This is a genomic window from Limnohabitans sp. 2KL-3 (genome assembly GCF_001269405.1).
GTDB lineage: Bacteria > Pseudomonadota > Gammaproteobacteria > Burkholderiales > Burkholderiaceae_C > Limnohabitans_A.
In genome coordinates this window covers 53,970-70,808 of the sequence record NZ_CXON01000007.1, presented here as the reverse complement: position 1 = coordinate 70,808, position 16,839 = coordinate 53,970, and the positions used below count along the sequence as shown (strand labels likewise).

Annotated in this window: 15 protein-coding genes; 8 read left to right on the top strand and 7 right to left on the bottom strand. The window is 59.0% G+C overall.

Translation table 11 applies throughout. From position 1 onward, the window contains the following. Positions 1–92: 92 nt before the first annotated feature. A complete protein-coding gene (locus AMM41_RS11190) occupies positions 93–1,229 on the bottom strand; it encodes an iron-containing alcohol dehydrogenase (protein WP_089957736.1) in 1,137 nt (378 codons plus the stop codon). Between the two features lie 159 nt (positions 1,230–1,388). Here AMM41_RS11190 and AMM41_RS11185 point away from each other — a divergent pair, with 159 nt between their 5' ends. Together AMM41_RS11185 and AMM41_RS11180 are read left to right on the top strand one after the other, a co-directional pair. Beyond that, a complete protein-coding gene (locus AMM41_RS11185) occupies positions 1,389–2,348 on the top strand; it encodes an alpha/beta hydrolase (protein ID WP_089957733.1) in 960 nt (319 codons plus the stop codon). Positions 2,349–2,388: 40 nt separating this feature from the next. Next, a complete protein-coding gene (locus tag AMM41_RS11180; RefSeq protein WP_089957730.1) occupies positions 2,389–3,246 on the top strand; it encodes a YbgC/FadM family acyl-CoA thioesterase in 858 nt (285 codons plus the stop codon). 655 nt (positions 3,247–3,901) lie between these two features. On the opposite strand, the gene AMM41_RS11175 is transcribed toward AMM41_RS11180, so the two are convergent. Then, complete coding sequence (locus tag AMM41_RS11175; protein ID WP_228769236.1) at positions 3,902–4,858, bottom strand: CAF17-like 4Fe-4S cluster assembly/insertion protein YgfZ; 957 nt, start codon at positions 4,856–4,858, stop codon at positions 3,902–3,904. A 72-nt stretch (positions 4,859–4,930) separates the two neighbouring features. On the opposite strand from AMM41_RS11175, the gene mltG reads away from it, so the two are divergent. From mltG to AMM41_RS11145, 6 genes are all read left to right on the top strand, one after another. Further along, complete coding sequence (mltG, locus tag AMM41_RS11170; protein ID WP_089957727.1) at positions 4,931–5,932, top strand: endolytic transglycosylase MltG; 1,002 nt, start codon at positions 4,931–4,933, stop codon at positions 5,930–5,932. Between the two features lie 80 nt (positions 5,933–6,012). Then, on the top strand, positions 6,013–6,654 hold the full coding sequence (tmk, locus tag AMM41_RS11165) for a dTMP kinase (RefSeq protein ID WP_089957723.1): 642 nt from the start codon (positions 6,013–6,015) through the stop codon (positions 6,652–6,654). Next, positions 6,651–7,655: a DNA polymerase III subunit delta' gene (locus AMM41_RS11160; protein WP_089957719.1), complete on the top strand. Its 1,005-nt coding sequence runs from the start codon at positions 6,651–6,653 to the stop codon at positions 7,653–7,655. The genes tmk and AMM41_RS11160 overlap by 4 nt, the downstream gene beginning before the upstream one ends. Before the next feature lie 5 nt (positions 7,656–7,660). Next, a complete protein-coding gene (locus AMM41_RS11155; RefSeq protein WP_089957714.1) occupies positions 7,661–8,467 on the top strand; it encodes a TatD family hydrolase in 807 nt (268 codons plus the stop codon). Positions 8,468–8,474: 7 nt separating this feature from the next. Continuing rightward, positions 8,475–9,191 carry an ankyrin repeat domain-containing protein gene (locus AMM41_RS11150; RefSeq protein ID WP_089957712.1) on the top strand — a complete coding sequence of 239 codons (717 nt, stop codon included), beginning with the start codon at positions 8,475–8,477 and terminating at the stop codon, positions 9,189–9,191. Between the two features lie 197 nt (positions 9,192–9,388). Beyond that, positions 9,389–11,287, top strand: coding sequence for an integrase core domain-containing protein (locus AMM41_RS11145; protein WP_194944740.1), 1,899 nt, complete (start codon positions 9,389–9,391; stop codon positions 11,285–11,287). 155 nt (positions 11,288–11,442) lie between these two features. On the opposite strand, the gene istB is transcribed toward AMM41_RS11145, so the two are convergent. From istB to AMM41_RS11120, 5 genes are all read right to left on the bottom strand, one after another. Next, the gene (istB, locus tag AMM41_RS11140) at positions 11,443–12,237 is read right to left on the bottom strand and encodes an IS21-like element helper ATPase IstB (RefSeq protein WP_089957707.1); all 795 of its coding nucleotides are present in this window, start codon (positions 12,235–12,237) and stop codon (positions 11,443–11,445) included. A gap of 47 nt (positions 12,238–12,284) precedes the next feature. After that, positions 12,285–13,778: an IS21 family transposase gene (gene istA / locus AMM41_RS11135; protein WP_089957704.1), complete on the bottom strand. Its 1,494-nt coding sequence runs from the start codon at positions 13,776–13,778 to the stop codon at positions 12,285–12,287. A 338-nt stretch (positions 13,779–14,116) separates the two neighbouring features. Continuing rightward, entirely contained in the window at positions 14,117–14,443 is a 327-nt protein-coding gene (locus AMM41_RS11130; RefSeq protein WP_194944739.1) for a LacI family transcriptional regulator, read from the bottom strand. An 80-nt stretch (positions 14,444–14,523) separates the two neighbouring features. After that, positions 14,524–15,945, bottom strand: coding sequence for a heavy metal sensor histidine kinase (locus AMM41_RS11125; RefSeq protein ID WP_089957701.1), 1,422 nt, complete (start codon positions 15,943–15,945; stop codon positions 14,524–14,526). Continuing rightward, complete coding sequence (locus tag AMM41_RS11120) at positions 15,946–16,629, bottom strand: heavy metal response regulator transcription factor (RefSeq protein WP_089958025.1); 684 nt, start codon at positions 16,627–16,629, stop codon at positions 15,946–15,948. Between the last annotated feature and the right edge of the window lie 210 nt (positions 16,630–16,839).

The window sequence follows — 16,839 nt, the reverse complement described above, 5'->3', positions numbered from 1 at the left end:
AGCTCACCCAGTGGGCGATGTCATGCCATGGCGGTGTACGACAAAAACGTCCACAGGGGTGGGAAACACAAAATCAAGGCTTTCGCCAAGCCTCACAGGCTGGTCAGCAGCATGTCGCGGTATTCGTCCGCCGAAGCGATGCGCGGGTTGGTCTTGTGGCAATGGTCGGCCAGCGCCCCAGTGATGACGGCGTCAAACAGGCTTTCCGTCACGCCCATGGCACCCAAACCGGTGGGCAGGCCCAAACGGACGTTCATGTCCTGGATGGCCGCAGGGATGTCGCTGCCGCTTTGCAAGCCCATGGCTTGGGCCATGCGGTTCAGGCGGTTTTCCTTTTGCACCGATTCGGCAGCCGCGTTGAACGTGACCACGGCGGGCAAAAACATGGCGTTCAAGGTGCCGTGGTGCAGGCGTGGGTTCACGCCGCCCAGGCTGTGGCTCAAGCTGTGCACACAACCCAGCCCTTTTTGGAAGGCCATGGCGCCTTGCATGCTGGCGCTCATCATGTTCAGGCGGGCTTCGCGGTCTTGGCCGTTGTGGGTGGCGCGTTCAATGTGGGCCCAACCTCGGGTCAAACCGTCCAGCGCAATGCCGTCGGCGGGCGGGTTGAAAGGCGCGGCCATGAAGGTCTCCATGCAGTGCGCCACCGCGTCCATGCCGGTCGCAGCGGTGAGCATGGGCGGCAAACCCAAGGTGAGTTCGGGATCACAAATGGCGGCTTTGGGCACGATGAACCAACTGTGAAAACCCAACTTGCGGCCGTCGTCCAAGATCAAAATCGCGCCGCGTGCCACCTCGCTGCCGGTGCCGCTGGTGGTGGGCACGGCGATGATGGGGGCCACACGGTCGGTGATTTTCAGCGAGCCGCCTTCTATGGTTGCGTAGGTTTTGAGCGGTCCTTCGTGGCTCACGGCAATGGCCACGCCCTTGGCACAGTCGATGGCCGAGCCGCCACCCACTGCGATCAGACCGTCGCATCCGTGGCTCTGGTACATGGCCGCAGCGGCGCGAACAGCCGCCTCGGTGGGGTTGGAGGGGGTTTGGTCAAACACGATGACAGGCAAGTCGGGCAAGGCGTCGAGCGCTTTTTGCAGCACGCCTGCGGCCTTGACGCCCGCATCGGTCACGATGAGGGGTTTGCGGATGCCCACGCGCTCGCACTCGGCCTGCAGCAGCTTGACAGCGCCAAAGTCGATCTGGATTTGGGTGACGTAATTGATGAAGGACATGAGAGGCACTCCGGTGATGTGCTGAGGATGTTTGCGGCGGGGGTGACAGGCAGGGGCCCCGGCGCGTTGTACGATGCCATTCATTTTGATTCAGGAAGCCGTCCATTGTCAGCCGCAACGGCCCCGAGCCGTCACGTTGGCGATAGGACCCCGCCTTGCATGAGCAGCCACCACCTCAACCCCCGATCCTTGCTGAACCCGGCCACCCGCACCCTGATTGACCGCGTGGAGCGGGCAGGGCGTCCCCCCATGCACGCCATGACGGCAGCACAGGCCCGTGCGTTTTACGACATCGGCGGCCCGATCCTGGACCTGCAGCCCGCGCCCCATGTGGACCAGGTGCAGGACCTCACCATTCCTGCCCGCGATGGCCACGCCATGCCCGCCCGGCTTTATGCCCCGCAAAGCGACGCCGCCTTGCCCGTGCTGCTGTACCTGCACGGCGGCGGTTTCACGGTGGGCAGTTTGACCACGCACGACGTGCTGTGCCGCCAACTCAGCCGCCAGGGCCACTGCGCCGTCGTGTCGCTGGACTACCGGCTCGCACCCGAGCACCGATTCCCCACGGCCGTGCACGACGCCTGGGACGCGCTGAACTGGCTGCAGCAGCACGGCCAAACCTTGGGCCTGGACAGCTCACGATTGGCCATAGGCGGTGACAGCGCAGGCGGCACTTTGTCTGCCGTGTGCGCCTTGATGGCCCGCGATGCAGGCCTGAAGCTCGCTTTGCAGCTGCTGTTTTACCCGGGCTGTGGCTCCCAACAAGACACGGCTTCGCACCACACTTTTGGCCAAGGCTTCATGCTCGACAAGGACACCATCGCCTGGTTTTTTGACGGCTACATCGATGCTCAAGACCGTCATGATTGGCGCTTTGCCCCCGGCAACGCGCCCGACCACAGCGATTTGGCCCCGTGCTGGATGGGCCTGGCCGAATGCGACCCGCTGGTGGACGAGGGCGTGCGCTATGCCGACACGCTGCGCATGGCGGGTGTGCCGGTTGATCTGGAGATTTACAAAGGCGTGATCCATGGTTTTGTCACCATGGGCCGCGCCATTCCCGATGCCCTGCAAGCGCATGCCGATGCTGGCCGGGCCTTAAAAACCGCTTTTTTGTAAGAGCGGCGCCCCCGCCGCGAGAGCCCTCATAAGGAACAAGATGAAACGCCAAGACTTCCGTTTTTCCCACCGCATGCGCGTGCGCTGGGTCGAGGTGGACATGCAAAAGATCGTCTTCAACGGTCATTACCTCATGTACTTCGACACCGCCGTGACCGACTATTGGCGCAACCTGGCCATGCCTTACGCCGACACCATGCACCAACTGGGCGGGGACATGTTTGTCAAAAAGGCCAGCCTCGAATACCACGCCAGCGCCGAGATGGACGATTTTTTGGATGTGTGCATGCGCTGCGAACGCGTGGGCAACTCGTCCATGACCTTTGTGGGCGCGATTTTTCGGGGTGATGAATTGCTGATCACCAGCGAGCTGGTCTATGTGTACGCAGACCCGGTGGCCAAAAAGAGCCAGCCCGTCCCGGCCCCCTTGCGCGACATGCTCGAAGGCTTTGAGCGCGGCGAAGACATGGTGCAGGTGCATCTGGGCGCTTGGCACGACTTTCAAAAGCTGGCCAGCCCGCTGCGCACCGAAGTGTTTGTGCTTGAGCAAAAAGTTCCGGCCGAGCTGGAATGGGACCATGAAGACGACACCGCCTTGCACGCGGTGGCCCTGAACCGAATGGGCTTTTGCCTGGCCACAGGCCGCCTGATTCAACACGCGCCCGGTGTGTCCCGCATTGGTCGCATGGCGGTCAAAAAGCAAATGCGCGGCAGCGACCTGGGCCGCCGCGTGCTGCATGCCCTGATGGACGCGGCAAAGCACCGGGGCGATACCCAGGTGATCCTGCACGCCCAATGCAGCGCCGAAGGTTTTTACAAGCGCTCAGGATTTGAGCCGCATGGCGCGGTATTTGAAGAAGCGGGCATTGCGCACATCGAGATGGTTCGCCAGCTGTAGTGTTTGCGGTCACAGCCTTGCCTGTGGGCCTGGTCTGCGAGGCTTATCGCGACGAGGGCGTCGCTCCTACGGGGGACAAGGCATGCCGTGCATCGCGTGTGCGGGTGCCAGGCATGTTGTAGGAGTCCCGCCCTCTGGGCGATGGGTCGTGGCCTGCGAGGCTTATCGCGACGAGGGCATCGCTCCTACGGGGGACAAGGCATGCCGTGCATCGCGTGTGCGGGTGCCATGCATGTTGCAGGAGCCCCGCCCTCGGGGCGATGGGTTGTGGCCTGCAAGGCCTATCGCGACGAGGGCGTCGCTCCTACGGGGGACAAGGCATGCGGTGCATCGCGTGTGTGGGTGTTATGCATTTTGTAGGAGCCCCGCCCTCGGGGCGATGGGTCGTGGCCTGCGAGGCTTATCGCGACGAGGGCGTCGCTCCTACGGGGGACAAGGCATGCCGTGCTTCGCGTGTGATGGTGCCATGCATGTTGTAGGAGCCCCGCCCTCGGGGCGATGGGTCGTGGCCTGCGAGGCTTATCGCGACGAGGGCGTCGCTCCTACGGGGGACAAGGCACGCCATTCGAGGGTGTTGCTCCCTCCAGTGATGCCGCTCTCGTCGTGAAAGGGTCATGCAAAGGCGATGAGGGCCTGTTCAGACTCTGGTCAACCCTCAAATGTCGGCCAGCAAGGTGTAGGGCAAGGGCAGCAACCCCAAGGCGGTGCCGTCTGCTCCGCCAACTTGCCACCCCGTCTGCTGGCTCTCGGTGGTGCCGCTGACCAGTGCGTCAAAACCTTGGCCGTCCGGTCGGGCAGCACTCAGAACCACGGTAGCGCAAGGCTGATCGGGGTCGGCTGGGGTGAACACGTCCTGCCCGGCCGTCAGGGCCACAGGGCTGTGCACCAGCGCCGTGCGGCGCTTCAAGGTGCCACGAAATTGGCTGCGGGCCACGACCTCTTGCCCGGGGTAGCAGCCTTTTTTGAAGTTGACGCCGCCCACCGATTCGTAATTCATCATTTGTGGCACGAAGGCTTCGAACACGGGCTGGCTGACCAGCGTCACGCCGCTCATGACCTCGGCCCAAGACCAAACATCGGTGGGCACATCGACGCCTGCAGGTAACGCATGGCCCGCCGGGGCGATCCACAAAGCGCGGGGAATTTTGGTGTCGCCCGATACGGCGGGATAAAGCGCCACGGTGTGCGCCATATCCTGCGCCAGGGTCTCCCAAGGCGCGGCACCGCCCACCACAGCCTGGGCGCTGTCACCCAGCAAACCGCGCAGCTGCCACTGTCCCGTGGCGTCGCTCATTTTGACTTTGGCCCGCAGCACAAACATGGACAGGCGCTTGAGGGTCTGGGCCAGCAAGTCGAGGCTCAAGACCAGCAGCACGGTATCGGGCGCGGTTTTGACCAGAATGAAACTGGCCTGCATGCGCCCCTTGGCCGAGCAAAAAGCCGCCAGTCGCGCTTGGCCCACGGGCAAGAGCAGCACGTCGTTGCTCAGTTGGTTGTGCAAAAAGTTGGCCGCTTCTTCGCCTTGGGCCTGGATCACGCCCAAGTGGGGCAGGGCGCTGGTGCCATTCAAAACGGTGTTCATGGGTGGGCTCAATTCTGGGCGGGTGTTCATGGGGTGACTCGGTCCGGGGGGCAAGGCCTGAATTATCATGCCCTCCACGTTTTCAACACCCGAACAAAGGACATGGCCGTGCTCAAAGGCTTGATGAAGTTACTGCTCAGTGTGATGTTGCTCGCCCTGGGAATGGCTGCGGCGGGCTTTTGGTGGCTGAATCAGCCCATGGACACCCGCCAAGCCACTCTGGATTTGTCGATTGAGCCCGGCACTTCGCCCAAGTCCATCGCCCAAGCGGTGGTGGACGCCGGGGCGCAAACGTCGCCCACGCTCTTGTATGCGTGGTTTCGCGTCTCGGGCCAATCGCGCCAGATGCGGGCGGGCAGTTACGAAATGGCGCCTGGCACCACGCCGCAACGCTTGCTGAACATGCTGGTGCGGGGCGAAGAAAGCCTGCGCACGGTGACGATTGTCGAGGGCTGGAACTGGCGGCAAGTGCGCCAAGCCTTGGCCAAAGCTGAGAGCCTCAAGCCGGACAGCCGCGCTTTGGCCGACGACGCCTTGATGGCGCAATTGGGCCGTCCCGGTGTGGCCCCTGAAGGGCGTTTTTACCCGGACACTTATTCCTACGCCAAGGGGTCGAGCGATCTGGCGGTCTTGCAGCGGGCCATGAAGGCCATGGACAAGCATGTGCAGCAGGCTTGGGCGCTGCGGCAGCCCGATGCGTCGCTCAAGTCGCCGGAAGAGGCCTTGATTTTGGCCAGCATTGTGGAAAAGGAAACCGGCAAGGGCTCAGACCGGCCGCTGATTTCGGGCGTTTTTAACAACCGCCTGCGCATCGGCATGCGTTTGCAAACCGACCCCACGGTGATTTATGGTTTGGGCGAGGCTTTCGATGGCAACTTGCGCCGTGTGCACCTGACAAGCGATACACCTTGGAACACCTACACCCGGGCCGGCCTGCCACCGACGCCCATTGCCATGCCCGGCAAGTCGGCACTCTTGGCCGCAGTGCAACCGGCCAAAACGGCCGCCATCTACTTTGTGGCCAAGGGCGACGGCCGCAGCCATTTCAGTGCCACCCTGGACGAGCACAACCGGGCCGTGAACCGTTACCAGCGTGGCCAGTGAGATCTGTCGGCCTTGGGGACAGTTCGCCCCCAGGGCTTACACCGCCATCGGCGACAATCGACGATCAACTCCAGACGCTCATGACACACGGCACATTCATCAGTTTTGAAGGCATCGACGGTGCGGGCAAGTCCACGCACATCGCCGGCGTGGCCGAGATTTTTCGGCAGGCGGGCAGGGCGGTGGTGCTGACCCGCGAGCCCGGCGGCACGCCACTGTCTGAAAAGCTGCGCGAATTGGTGCTGCACGAGCCCATGGACCCGCTGACAGAGGCGCTGTTGATGTTTGCGGCTCGCCGCGAGCACTTGGTGCAGGTGATCGAACCCGCGCTGGCCCGGGGCGATGTGGTTTTGTGCGACCGTTTCACCGACGCCACCTTTGCCTACCAAGGCGGTGGGCGTGGCTTTGATTGGCAAGTGTTGGCCCAACTCGAGGGCATGGTGCAAGGACTGGCTGACGGTTCTTTGCGCCAACCCGACCTCACCGTTTGGTTTGACCTTGACCCCTTGATTGCGGCTGAGCGCCTGGCTTCGGCCCGCGTGCCGGACAAGTTTGAGTCCCAACCGGCTGACTTTTTTGCGGCAGTGCGGGCCGGTTACGCCCGCCGCCAAGCCGAGATGCCCAGTCGTTTTGCCCGCATTGACGCGGCGCAAGTCATGGAAGCCGTGGGCGCTGATGTGTTGTATGCACTGAGTGATTGGCTGAAGAGGAGGGCCTCATGAGCGCCGTCTTGAACGCCCCCTGGATTGCCCGGCAAGCCACCGATTTGCTGGCCCAGCGCGGTCACGCCTGGCTGCTGCAAGGCCCGTCGGGCCTGGGCCAGTACGAGTTGGCTTTGGCCTTGGCTTCGGCCTGGCTGTGCGAAAAACCCACCGCGCAGGGCGCTTGCGGCGACTGCCCCAGCTGCCACGCGATTGCTGTGCACACCCACGCTGACCTCGAAGTGCTGATGCCCGAAACGGTGATGATCGAGCTGGGCTGGCCTTTGCCTGAAAAAGCCCAAGACGAGATCGACAAGAAAACCCGCAAGCCCAGCAAAGAGATCCGGGTGGACGCGATGCGAGATGCGGTGGAGTTTTCTCAGCGCACCGACGCACGCGGACGAGGCAAGGCGGTGCTGGTGTTTCCGGCCGAGCGCATGAACACCATCGCGGCGAATGCTTTGCTCAAAACGCTGGAAGAGCCGCCCGGCGACGTGCGCTTCGTGCTGGCCACCGAGGCCAGCCATATGTTGCTGCCCACCATCCGCAGCCGCTGCTTGGCCCACACCATGAAGTGGCCCGAAGCCGATGAGGCGCTGCCCTGGCTCACGGGGCAGGGCGTGCCCGCCGATGTGGCGCAAGATTTGCTGCGCAGTGCAGGCGGGCGTCCAGCCGATGTGCTGCGCCAAGCTGAATCGGGTTTGTCGCCCGACTGGTGGGCGCATTTGCCCAAAGCCATGCGCCAGGGCGATGCCCGGCACTTGGCCGAATTGAGCCCTGCCCAGGCCATTGACGCCTTACAAAAGCTTTGCCACGACCTGGTGTTGCGCCAAACGGGGGCAGTGCCGAGGTTTTTTGAGGCATCGCATTTGCCCGCCAGCGCGGCTTCTGTGGCGGTGTTGACCGACTGGTTCAAGCGCCTGATGCAATCTGCCCGCACGGCCGAACACCCTTTTAATGCCGGTCTGATGCTCGAAGCCCTGACCGCCGATGCCCAACAAACCCTGATGTCCAAGGGCTGATTCACATGTACACCGATTCCCATTGCCACCTGAATTTTCCCGAACTGATGAGCCAGCTGGACAGCATCCAGCAGTCCATGCAGGCCGCACAAGTGACCCGCGCCATGGTCATTTGCACCACCATGGAAAAGTTTGACGAAGTCCACAACCTGGCTTTGGCCCACGACAACATGTGGGCCACCGTGGGTGTGCACCCCGACAACGAAGGCGTGCAGGAGCCCAGCCTGCAGGATCTGCTGGACGGTGCCGCCCGCCCCAAAGTGGTGGCGATTGGCGAGACCGGGCTGGATTATTACCAAATGGACGAGCGCAAAGGCGGGCGCACCGTGGCCGACCTGGAATGGCAGCGCGAGCGATTTCGCACCCACATCCGCGCCGCGCGCCAGACGGCTTTGCCTTTGGTCATCCACACCCGGCAGGCTTCAGACGACACCATCGCCATCCTGAAAGAAGAGGGTGAAACGGGGGGGGCAGGGTGTGCGGGCGGCGTATTCCATTGCTTCACCGAAAGCCAGCAGGTGGCCCGTGCCGCTTTGGACTTGGGTTTTTACATCTCGTTTTCAGGTATCCTGACCTTCAAAACAGCGGCCGATTTGCGTGAGGTGGCCAAGTTTGTGCCCGATGACCGCTTGCTCATCGAGACCGATAGCCCTTATTTGGCGCCTGTGCCATATCGCGGCAAGACCAACAACCCATCTTATGTGCCTTACGTGGCCAAGTTATTGGGAGAGTTGCGAGGATGCACATCCGAGTCCATTGGTGAGTTGACCACGCATAATTTTTTAAGTCTTTTTTCAAAAACAGCCGCTTAAAAAAACCATGTTTCATGTTCAAGGCCTTCAAAAACTGATCGTTTTCATTGCTTTGTCTCTGGGTTTGAGCACCGCATCTGCGGGGTCTTATGAGGATTTTTTCGATGCGCTCAAAGCCGACGATGTGACCGTGGTCCGGTCCTTGTTGCAACGGGGATTTGATCCGAATACGGTGAACCCTCAGGGTGTGCCCGCCTTGATGATGGCCGTTCTGATCCCATCCCTTCAAGTGGCAGAGTTGTTGGTGCGATCTCCGCAAATACGGGTGGAGGTGCGCAATGCAAAAGACGAAAGTGTTTTGATGCTGGCGGCCATCAAAGGCTATTTGCCCTTGGTTCAACAATTGGTGGCCAAAGATGCCGACGTGAACAAAACGGGTTGGACACCTTTGCATTACGCCGCTTCTGGAGGACACGTGGCGGTGATGTCGTTTTTGCTGGACCACAGTGCGTACATCGACGCCGAATCGCCCAATGGAACGACGCCGCTGATGATGGCCGCCAGGTATGGCAGCCCTGAAGCGGTCAAACTGTTGATTCAGGAAGGCGCTGACCCCACCTTGTCCAATCAGTTGGGATTGACCGCCAAGGATTTTGCGGTTCAGGGTCGTCGCCAAAATTCCATCGAATTGATGGATGCCGGTTTGGCCAGGTGGGCTGCACGTCAAAAATCCACCACTGTGCCTGTCCAGCCCAATCGCTGGCCATCAGCGTTGCCAAGATAGTCGTTCAGCACGGTCTTGGGTGAATTGTGGATGTTCACGTTCACACAAGTAAATTTGATGCTACGAACAGCTGGATCTTCCCTCTGGAGGGTGTCTCTTTCCAAGTAAAGTTGATGCTACGAATTCCAAGTAAAGTTGACGTTAAGTGATTCTTCCTTTTTAATGAGTCTTGGATAGACCTTTAACTAGGAGGTTCTATGGCTTTATCGGGACGAATTGGATATCGCTCAACTCCGAATTCTGAGCTATCGAGCCAGAGCATTGACCTTGGCAATTGGCCTATGGTGGATGAGAACAGCTTGTCAGCTGCTCGCAAAACTAAATTTTTAGCCCGAAAAAAAGCCATTGAGCTGTATCTCAAGGGTGCTACCGATGCAGTTTTGCAGAAGAAAACGGGTGAAAAACGATCCAATATCTACCGAATCATCACAAACCGATGCCTTCAAAGGCACTCAGATGGGGATATTTTTGGTTGGCGAGGAGCACTTCCACATTTCCGTGTGACCGCTTACGAGCGTCAAACTGCACCTGTTGTTCACGAAAATGGGGCTGGAGCAACCGGCGCGTTGAAGTGGCTACTTGAACGTCCACAGTTCAAAGATTTGAAAGATCGTTTTCACAAACGAATCCTCAATAACGCCGATTCTCTTGCACACCCTAAGATCAATGTTCAAACGATCTTTCGATGGTTCATTGACGAGCTAAGAAAAGCTGGCTTGGAAGATCAGAAAGCCTGGCCATTCAATTCAGAGTCGCTCGGCTATGAGTCAGTTCGTCTGTACATCAAGAAGGTTTTGGCAGAGCATCCTTTTTTAGCCATGTCAAAAATGGGGGGGCCAGACGCAATTGCAAAAGCCAAAGCCTCCGATGGAACCCGACGGCCTGATTTCAAGCTGTTTGATCGGGTCGAGTGTGATGCCCACAAATTGGACTGCCGTATGGTGGTCATGGTGCCGTCTCCTCACGGCGGTTATGAACCCAGAAAAATCCGCCGCATCTGGATCATCGTGATCATTGACGTCAGATCCCGTGCAGTTTTGGGGTATCACATTAGTTTGCGACGCGAATGTAGTGCGCTCGACGTTCTGATCACCATCAAAAATGCTTTGTCCAAGTGGGCCCCAAGAACCTTGACGTTTTGTGAGGATGGGTACGCAGAAGGCGCGGCCTTGCCATCCGCGCACTCTGAAGTCTATTTGTCAGCTTGCTGGAATGAATTCAGTGTCGATGGCGCGTTGGCCAACGTTTGCCCTAGAGTCGAGGAACCATTACTGCATATTGTGGGCGCCAAGGTCATCAAGCCCCAGGATCCGATGTCTTACAGCTCAAGACGCAGCAAAGATGATCGGCCATTTATCGAGTCTTTTTTCAGGGTTTTGGCCTCTGGCACCATGCACCGACTCTCTCCGAGCACAGGCAGCAGTCACGAAGATAAGAAAGGGCGAGATCCAGAAAAAATTGCGGCGGAGGTCCAGTTCCAACTTGACTATGCCGAGGAGTTGCTGGATGTCACCATCGCGAACTACAACGCCACGCCACATACAGGTCTGGGCTATCGCAGTCCTCTGGCTCAAATGGACTTCTTGTCTTCCAAAACAAAAAATCGCATACGCCACGCTGACCCTGAGCTCGTTAAAAGAATGGCGGGAACAAGAAAGGTCTGCACATTGCTTGGCGGTGAATACACGGGCAAAAGATCGTATTTCAACTTTGAGAACGCCAAATACACCTCCGAGTGGCTGGTTCAACGTCCTGATCTTCTCGGTAAAAAACTATGGCTTCAACTGGATGACGAAACAGACGCACGCTGGGCCACAGTCTCCGATTCAAATGGTCTGATCTACGGAACCGTCCATGTTCAACCGCCGTGGCACCGATCACCCCACACCCTTTACATGCGGCAAGCCATTCGGGCACTTGCGACAAAGCGATTGTTATTTCTGACCGGCAACAGAGATCCCGTCCAGGCGTTAATTGAATACGCTGAGATACAAGCCAATAAAAAGCTACCTGTTCATCCGGCCTATCTGCATGCGTATTCCAGTGATGTTGACCAATCAACCCAGCAACGTGACCAACTAGTCCAATCGTTGTAACCATCGACAGCTATCGGCCAAAAGCGGACGATGCTGTTGTTGTATCAATCTGTGATTTAGGCTGGTTGTAGTCACTCGCGTGCTTGACGTCAACTATCCTGACCGCTCGGCGACAACTATCCTGGCCGGTGGAAGCGGGGAATGAATTCAATCCGTTATTTGCTTGAGCTGACCTTTCTCACCGGTGTGGCCATGGCCTGCGCCGAGCGCCTGCGGTAACTCTCCACATTCATCTCCAATATCGTGGAGTGATGCACCAAGCGGTCAACTGCCGCTATCGTCATGGCCGGATCTACAAACACCTCTCCCCACTGCGAGAACGGCGTGTTGGCCGTGATGGCCAAGCTCTTGCGCTCATACCGCTCAGAGATCAATTCAAACAACACCGATGTTTCAGCTTGGTCACGGCGCACGTAGCTCAGGTCGTCCAGAATCAATAAATCAAACCGCTCCAGCTTGGCCAACTCCTGCGGCAGCCGCAGATCACGCCTGGCCGCCTGCAAGCGTTGCACCAGATCCGAGCAGCGTGTGAACAACACCCGCTTGCCTGCTTCAATCAGGGCATGGCCCAAAGCACTGACCAAGTGGCTCTTGCCCACCCCGGGCGGGCCGAACAACAAGACATTCGCACCCCGGTCAAGCCACTCTGTCCCTTCGCTCAATGCCATCACCTGCGCCTTGGACACGCTGGGCACGGCCGCAAAGTCAAAGCTCGACAGCCGCTTGTCTGGCCCCAGCCCCGAGTCGTGGCGATGCCGGTCTATGCGCCTGCGCTCCCTCTCGTTGATCTCATGCTCCAGCAACGCTTCCAAGAAGCGGTGTGCAGGCCAGCCTTCCAAATCGGATTGGGCGCACAGATCCCCAGCCAAACGCTTGACCGTTGGCAACCTCAAGTCGGTCAGCATCAGGCCCAGCCTGGCTGATGTGCTGGCCCCTGTAGTTGTCGTCATAGTTGTCGCTGTAATTGTCGTTTTGGGTTTTGTCATTGACGCCTCGCTCATACCGCCACCCCAAACAGTTCGTCATAGCCCGCCAACGTAGGCAGCTTGACCACCACCGGTGGCACATCCGCACTGGGCGGACGTAGCAGCAAGCTCAATGCGCTCAGGTCGGGCAGCTGATCCAGCTCGATCAACTGCTGCAGTTCCTGGGCCAATTGCGCCTCGTGCCCGTCAGCGGCCAGCGCCAGTAAGCCGACCATGGTTTTGCAGGCCTCGCGCTCGGGCTTTTGTGCCGACAACCGCTCCCACGTTTGGCGGTACACCGCACGGGGGAATGCCGCATCGCGCAGCACCCAGCGGGCAAACGCACCGGGCTTGCGCTTTAACGCGCCCACCAAGTGCCTGTAATCAATGCTGCGGCCAAGACGCTGGCCGTCAGCAGGCTTGGCCCTTGGCAAACTGACCACGCATTGCCCACCGAGCCAGCCTTCCACATGCTGGGCGTACTGGCGAACCATCAACCGGTGGCCAATGAGTTGGCTGGGCACGCTGTAGAGCACGCCTTTGAGCGTGAAGATGGCGAATTTACTCACCCGAGCCGGGATTTCTTCAAACTCCGCCGTGCGGCGCACGGGCAAGGGCTTGAGCACGGCCCGCTCAGCGACCAGCAGCTTGGCCACGCGCGCATTCATGCGTTGCACGACGGTGTCCACAAAGGCCTCGTAATCGGCGCGTGTCTCAAAGCTACGGGTGCCGCGCAGACGCAGCGCCTGGTCCAGTGCTTTCTTCAAAGAGTTGTTGCGCGCCTCAATGGAGCCGTTCTCGTTGGATTGCCCGGGGTTGCAGCGGGTCGGGCGAAGACCATAGTGCAGGCACAGATCGGCGTAGCGCTGGGTCAGCTCCTCTTGCTCGGCCAAGTTGTTGAAGGCGGCTGAGAGGCTGTCGGTGCGGTGCTCTTCTGGCGAACCGCCCAAGGCCCAAAGCGCCGCCTGCAAACCGGTGGACAGCGCCAAGAAGCTCTCGCCGGTGTCAATGACCGTGACGTGCCGCCAGCCGGAGTGGGCCAGCGCGAATTGGTACAGGCGGTGCTTGAACGGGGCACCGGCAATCTCCACATCCAGCGCATCGGCCACGGTGAAGTCGGAGATGCCTTGTCGCCCGGGCGGGTGCTCTTGGGCAAAGTAGACCTCTCGCTCGGCACCGAACTGGGCACGCCACAGGCGCATGCGCCGCTGCAAGGTGCGCAGCACGCGGGTGTCCCACTGGTCTGGGTGGCGGCGTTGGAGTTCTTCGAGCAAGGTAACGGCGTTGAGATGTACGTCGGTTTGAAGCAAAGGCACGATCTCGCTGTCCCAAACCGCATTCAACGGATCTTGTCTGGTGCGCCAGTTTCGTTTGGGGCGCTGGGAGGGCAGGCTTGGGGCTTGCTCGATGCGCCTGGCGCTGCGCTCGCTGATGCCAGCTTTGGCGGCGGAGGCCACTTGGCTGAGTTGGTTGCGGTGTTGCTTGTACTTGTGCACTTGGTGGTCCGTGATTCTCTTGCCGGGCATGCCGCCTACCTTCGATTTGTCTCGAAGGCTCAACGGTAGCCCCGCCTCCCGGACCCGCCCGGAACAGGCCTCTAACCGGCCAACATAGTTGTCGTCAACCGGCCAAGGTAATTGTCGTCAAACACTCGCGGTAAGTGGACGTCATAGTTGCGGCGATTACTACCGGTCATTTAAGCGGGAGGAGCTACGAGGACCGTTGTAATTGAAATACCGGTCACTCGACATGCCGCGTATGCGATCCGTGCTTATGCGAACATGATCGGGCGGTCTGGTGCTGGCTGTACAGACACCCCGCTGTCATGGAGTCAGTCGCCATCACTATCTTTTACAGTCCCGTCTCACCAAATCCGTAACCGCTGCTCCTCCCACAGCGCAGGCGGGTCCACCGCAAGATCAAACAGCGTCAGGTGATCCGGCAGCGTATCCTCCAAAATCGCCTCGACGATGTCCGGTGCCAGCGTAGTCAAATTCACCATCCGGCTGACGTAGCTGTTGTCGACTCCCTCCAGCGCTACATTTTCAGTCAGGTTTTTCAACTTGCCGTACTCCAGCATTGCCAACCACCGGTGGCCCCTGGCCAGCGCCAGTTCCAGCGGTGTGGCCGCCACGTCCCACGGCCGCAGCAGTTTCCCCGGTCGCCTTGATTGCTCATTGGGCAGTCTCATTTGTTTGCGCCCGCTGCGGCGGTTGTTATGAATCGGTACAGCGCGATCCGGCCCTCTCTTGTTCACGCAAAAGGCGTTATTCAGGGCCGACTAAGTAGTTCAGTCGCTTGCCTCATCCTTGCTTGAAGCCCTGGAAAAACAAGCCTGAATCGAGTCCACTCCTGGTCTGAAGTAACCGAGATCGCCCCGCCATGGGCCTCGACGATGGCTTTGGTAATCGACAGCCCCAAGCCTGCCCCGTCAGAAGCTGGGTGCCTGCGTGCTGAGTCTGCGCGATAGAAGCGCTCGAAGACTCTCTGCTGGACATCCAATGGAATCTCCTTGCCCGTGTTTTTGACAGTGACTTCAATTCCACGCGACGAACTTTCGATTCTGACGCCCACGACACCGCCGACTGGTGCATGCCTGAGCGCATTGGATAGGAGGTTGCTCAAGGCACGTCTGAACATCAAACGATCGCCATAGATTCGCCCATCACCTTCCACGCTCATCAAGATGCGTTTTTCGTCCGCAACGGCTTCATAAAATTCAACGAGTTCGCGAGCTCCTTGTGCTGCCGAGAAGGACTCCTTATGGGGCAGGTCTACCCCCCGCTCTGTCTTGGCGAGGAATAGCATGTCTGATACCACCCGAGCCAAACGCTGCAATTCCTCTGCGTTGGACGCCAGCGTATCTTGGTATGTCTTAAGGTCGCGTTGGGTGGACAGCGTCACCTGTGTTTGGGTGAGGAGATTGCTGATGGGTGTGCGAAGTTCATGTGCCAAATCCGCCGCAAAATCAGCAAGCTGTTTGAAGTCGTTCTGCAGGCGACCCAACATCTCATTGAGTTCCCTTGCCAAATCTGCCATTTCAATCGGGACGGCATCCTCGGGCATGCGCTCTTGCAACTGTTGGCCTGTCACTGCAGCGGCGCGACGTTTCATTGCGCGCAGCGGAGACATGCCTTGATGAGCCGCGAACCAAGCCAAGAATCCGCTTAGAAGAATGGCCAGCACAGCATAGATCGCAATGCTGCGCCGGAGCTCCCTCATGAATTCTTGGTGGTGCTGCGTATCGACGGCGAGTGATATTTGGAGCGGCCCGGCCATTCCCTGAACCATGCCAGCAGTAAAGCTCATCTCATGGAACTCGCGACCGCCACTCCTCCAAGACTGAAGCCCGTGGCCGTCGTCATTCGTGATGAATGATGCTTGCGTAGTCGGGCCGCTGTATCCGTTGGTCTGGTACAACTTTTCACCCTGCGGTCCTTTGACCAGAGCGTAAAGGCTGTGGTGATGGCTCAATGCTTCGTTCAGGCGACTGCGAGCTTCTTCATGGGATCGAGAACTGGCCAGAATGCCCTCGATCAGGTGCTTTTTATCATCCAAGGCGGCGCTATCGAGGTCGACGAAGTGCCTATCAGCCTCTACCATGAAAAGAAGCGCCAAGCCCAGGATGACCGAACTGGCCAGCGCTATAAAAAAGATGGTGAGGCGGGATGTCAGTGACAGCCTGCGAAACATCTAGCGACCCTCCGGCGCTTCGAGCACGTAGCCCATGCCGCGTACAGTTTGGATCAGCTTGAACTGGTGATCATCATCGATCTTGACGCGCAGACGCCTCATGGCCACCTCGATGACGTTAGTGTCGCTGTCGAAGTTCATGTCCCAAACCTGAGAGGCGATCAGCGACCTGGGCAGGACTTCTCCCTGCCTACGCATCAGCAGTTCTAGCAATCCAAACTCCTTGGCGGTGAGATTAAGGCGCTTGCCGTCTCGGGTGACGCGGCGGCGTAGCAGATCAAGTTGGAGGTCTGCCACCTGCAAGATCGTGGATTCGGTGCCACTACGACCGCGGCGCACAATGGTGCGAACTCGGGCCAAGAGCTCGGCAAAGGAAAACGGCTTGACGAGGTAATCGTCGGCGCCTAATTCAAGCCCCTTCACGCGATCTTCCACCTGATCGCGGGCGGTGAGAAACATGGCTGGCACTTGTAGGCCTTCATGACGTATCGCCTGCAGGACCTCCCAACCGTTCATGCCCGGCATCATCACATCCAGGATCGCGAGATCGTAGTTACCGCCAAGAGCTAGGTGAAGGCCGTCGGGCCCATTTCTGGCCAAGTCCACAACGAAACCGGCCTCGATCAGTCCCTGGCGCAGATATGCCCCGGTCTTAGGCTCATCTTCCACAATCAAAATTTTCATTGGCAACTGACCCTCTTTGGCAGACCTGAGTATGACGACTTCCATTTGTTGCGATGGCAAGATGACAAATATGTAATCTTTTCGACATCGTGCTGACGACTTGGTATTTTAATAATTCCCCCTATCTATGTTACCGATCACATTGAGGAAACCATGCTCGTCAGACGTTCACTATTATTCGCACAGACATGTCTCGCCCTGAGTTGTGCC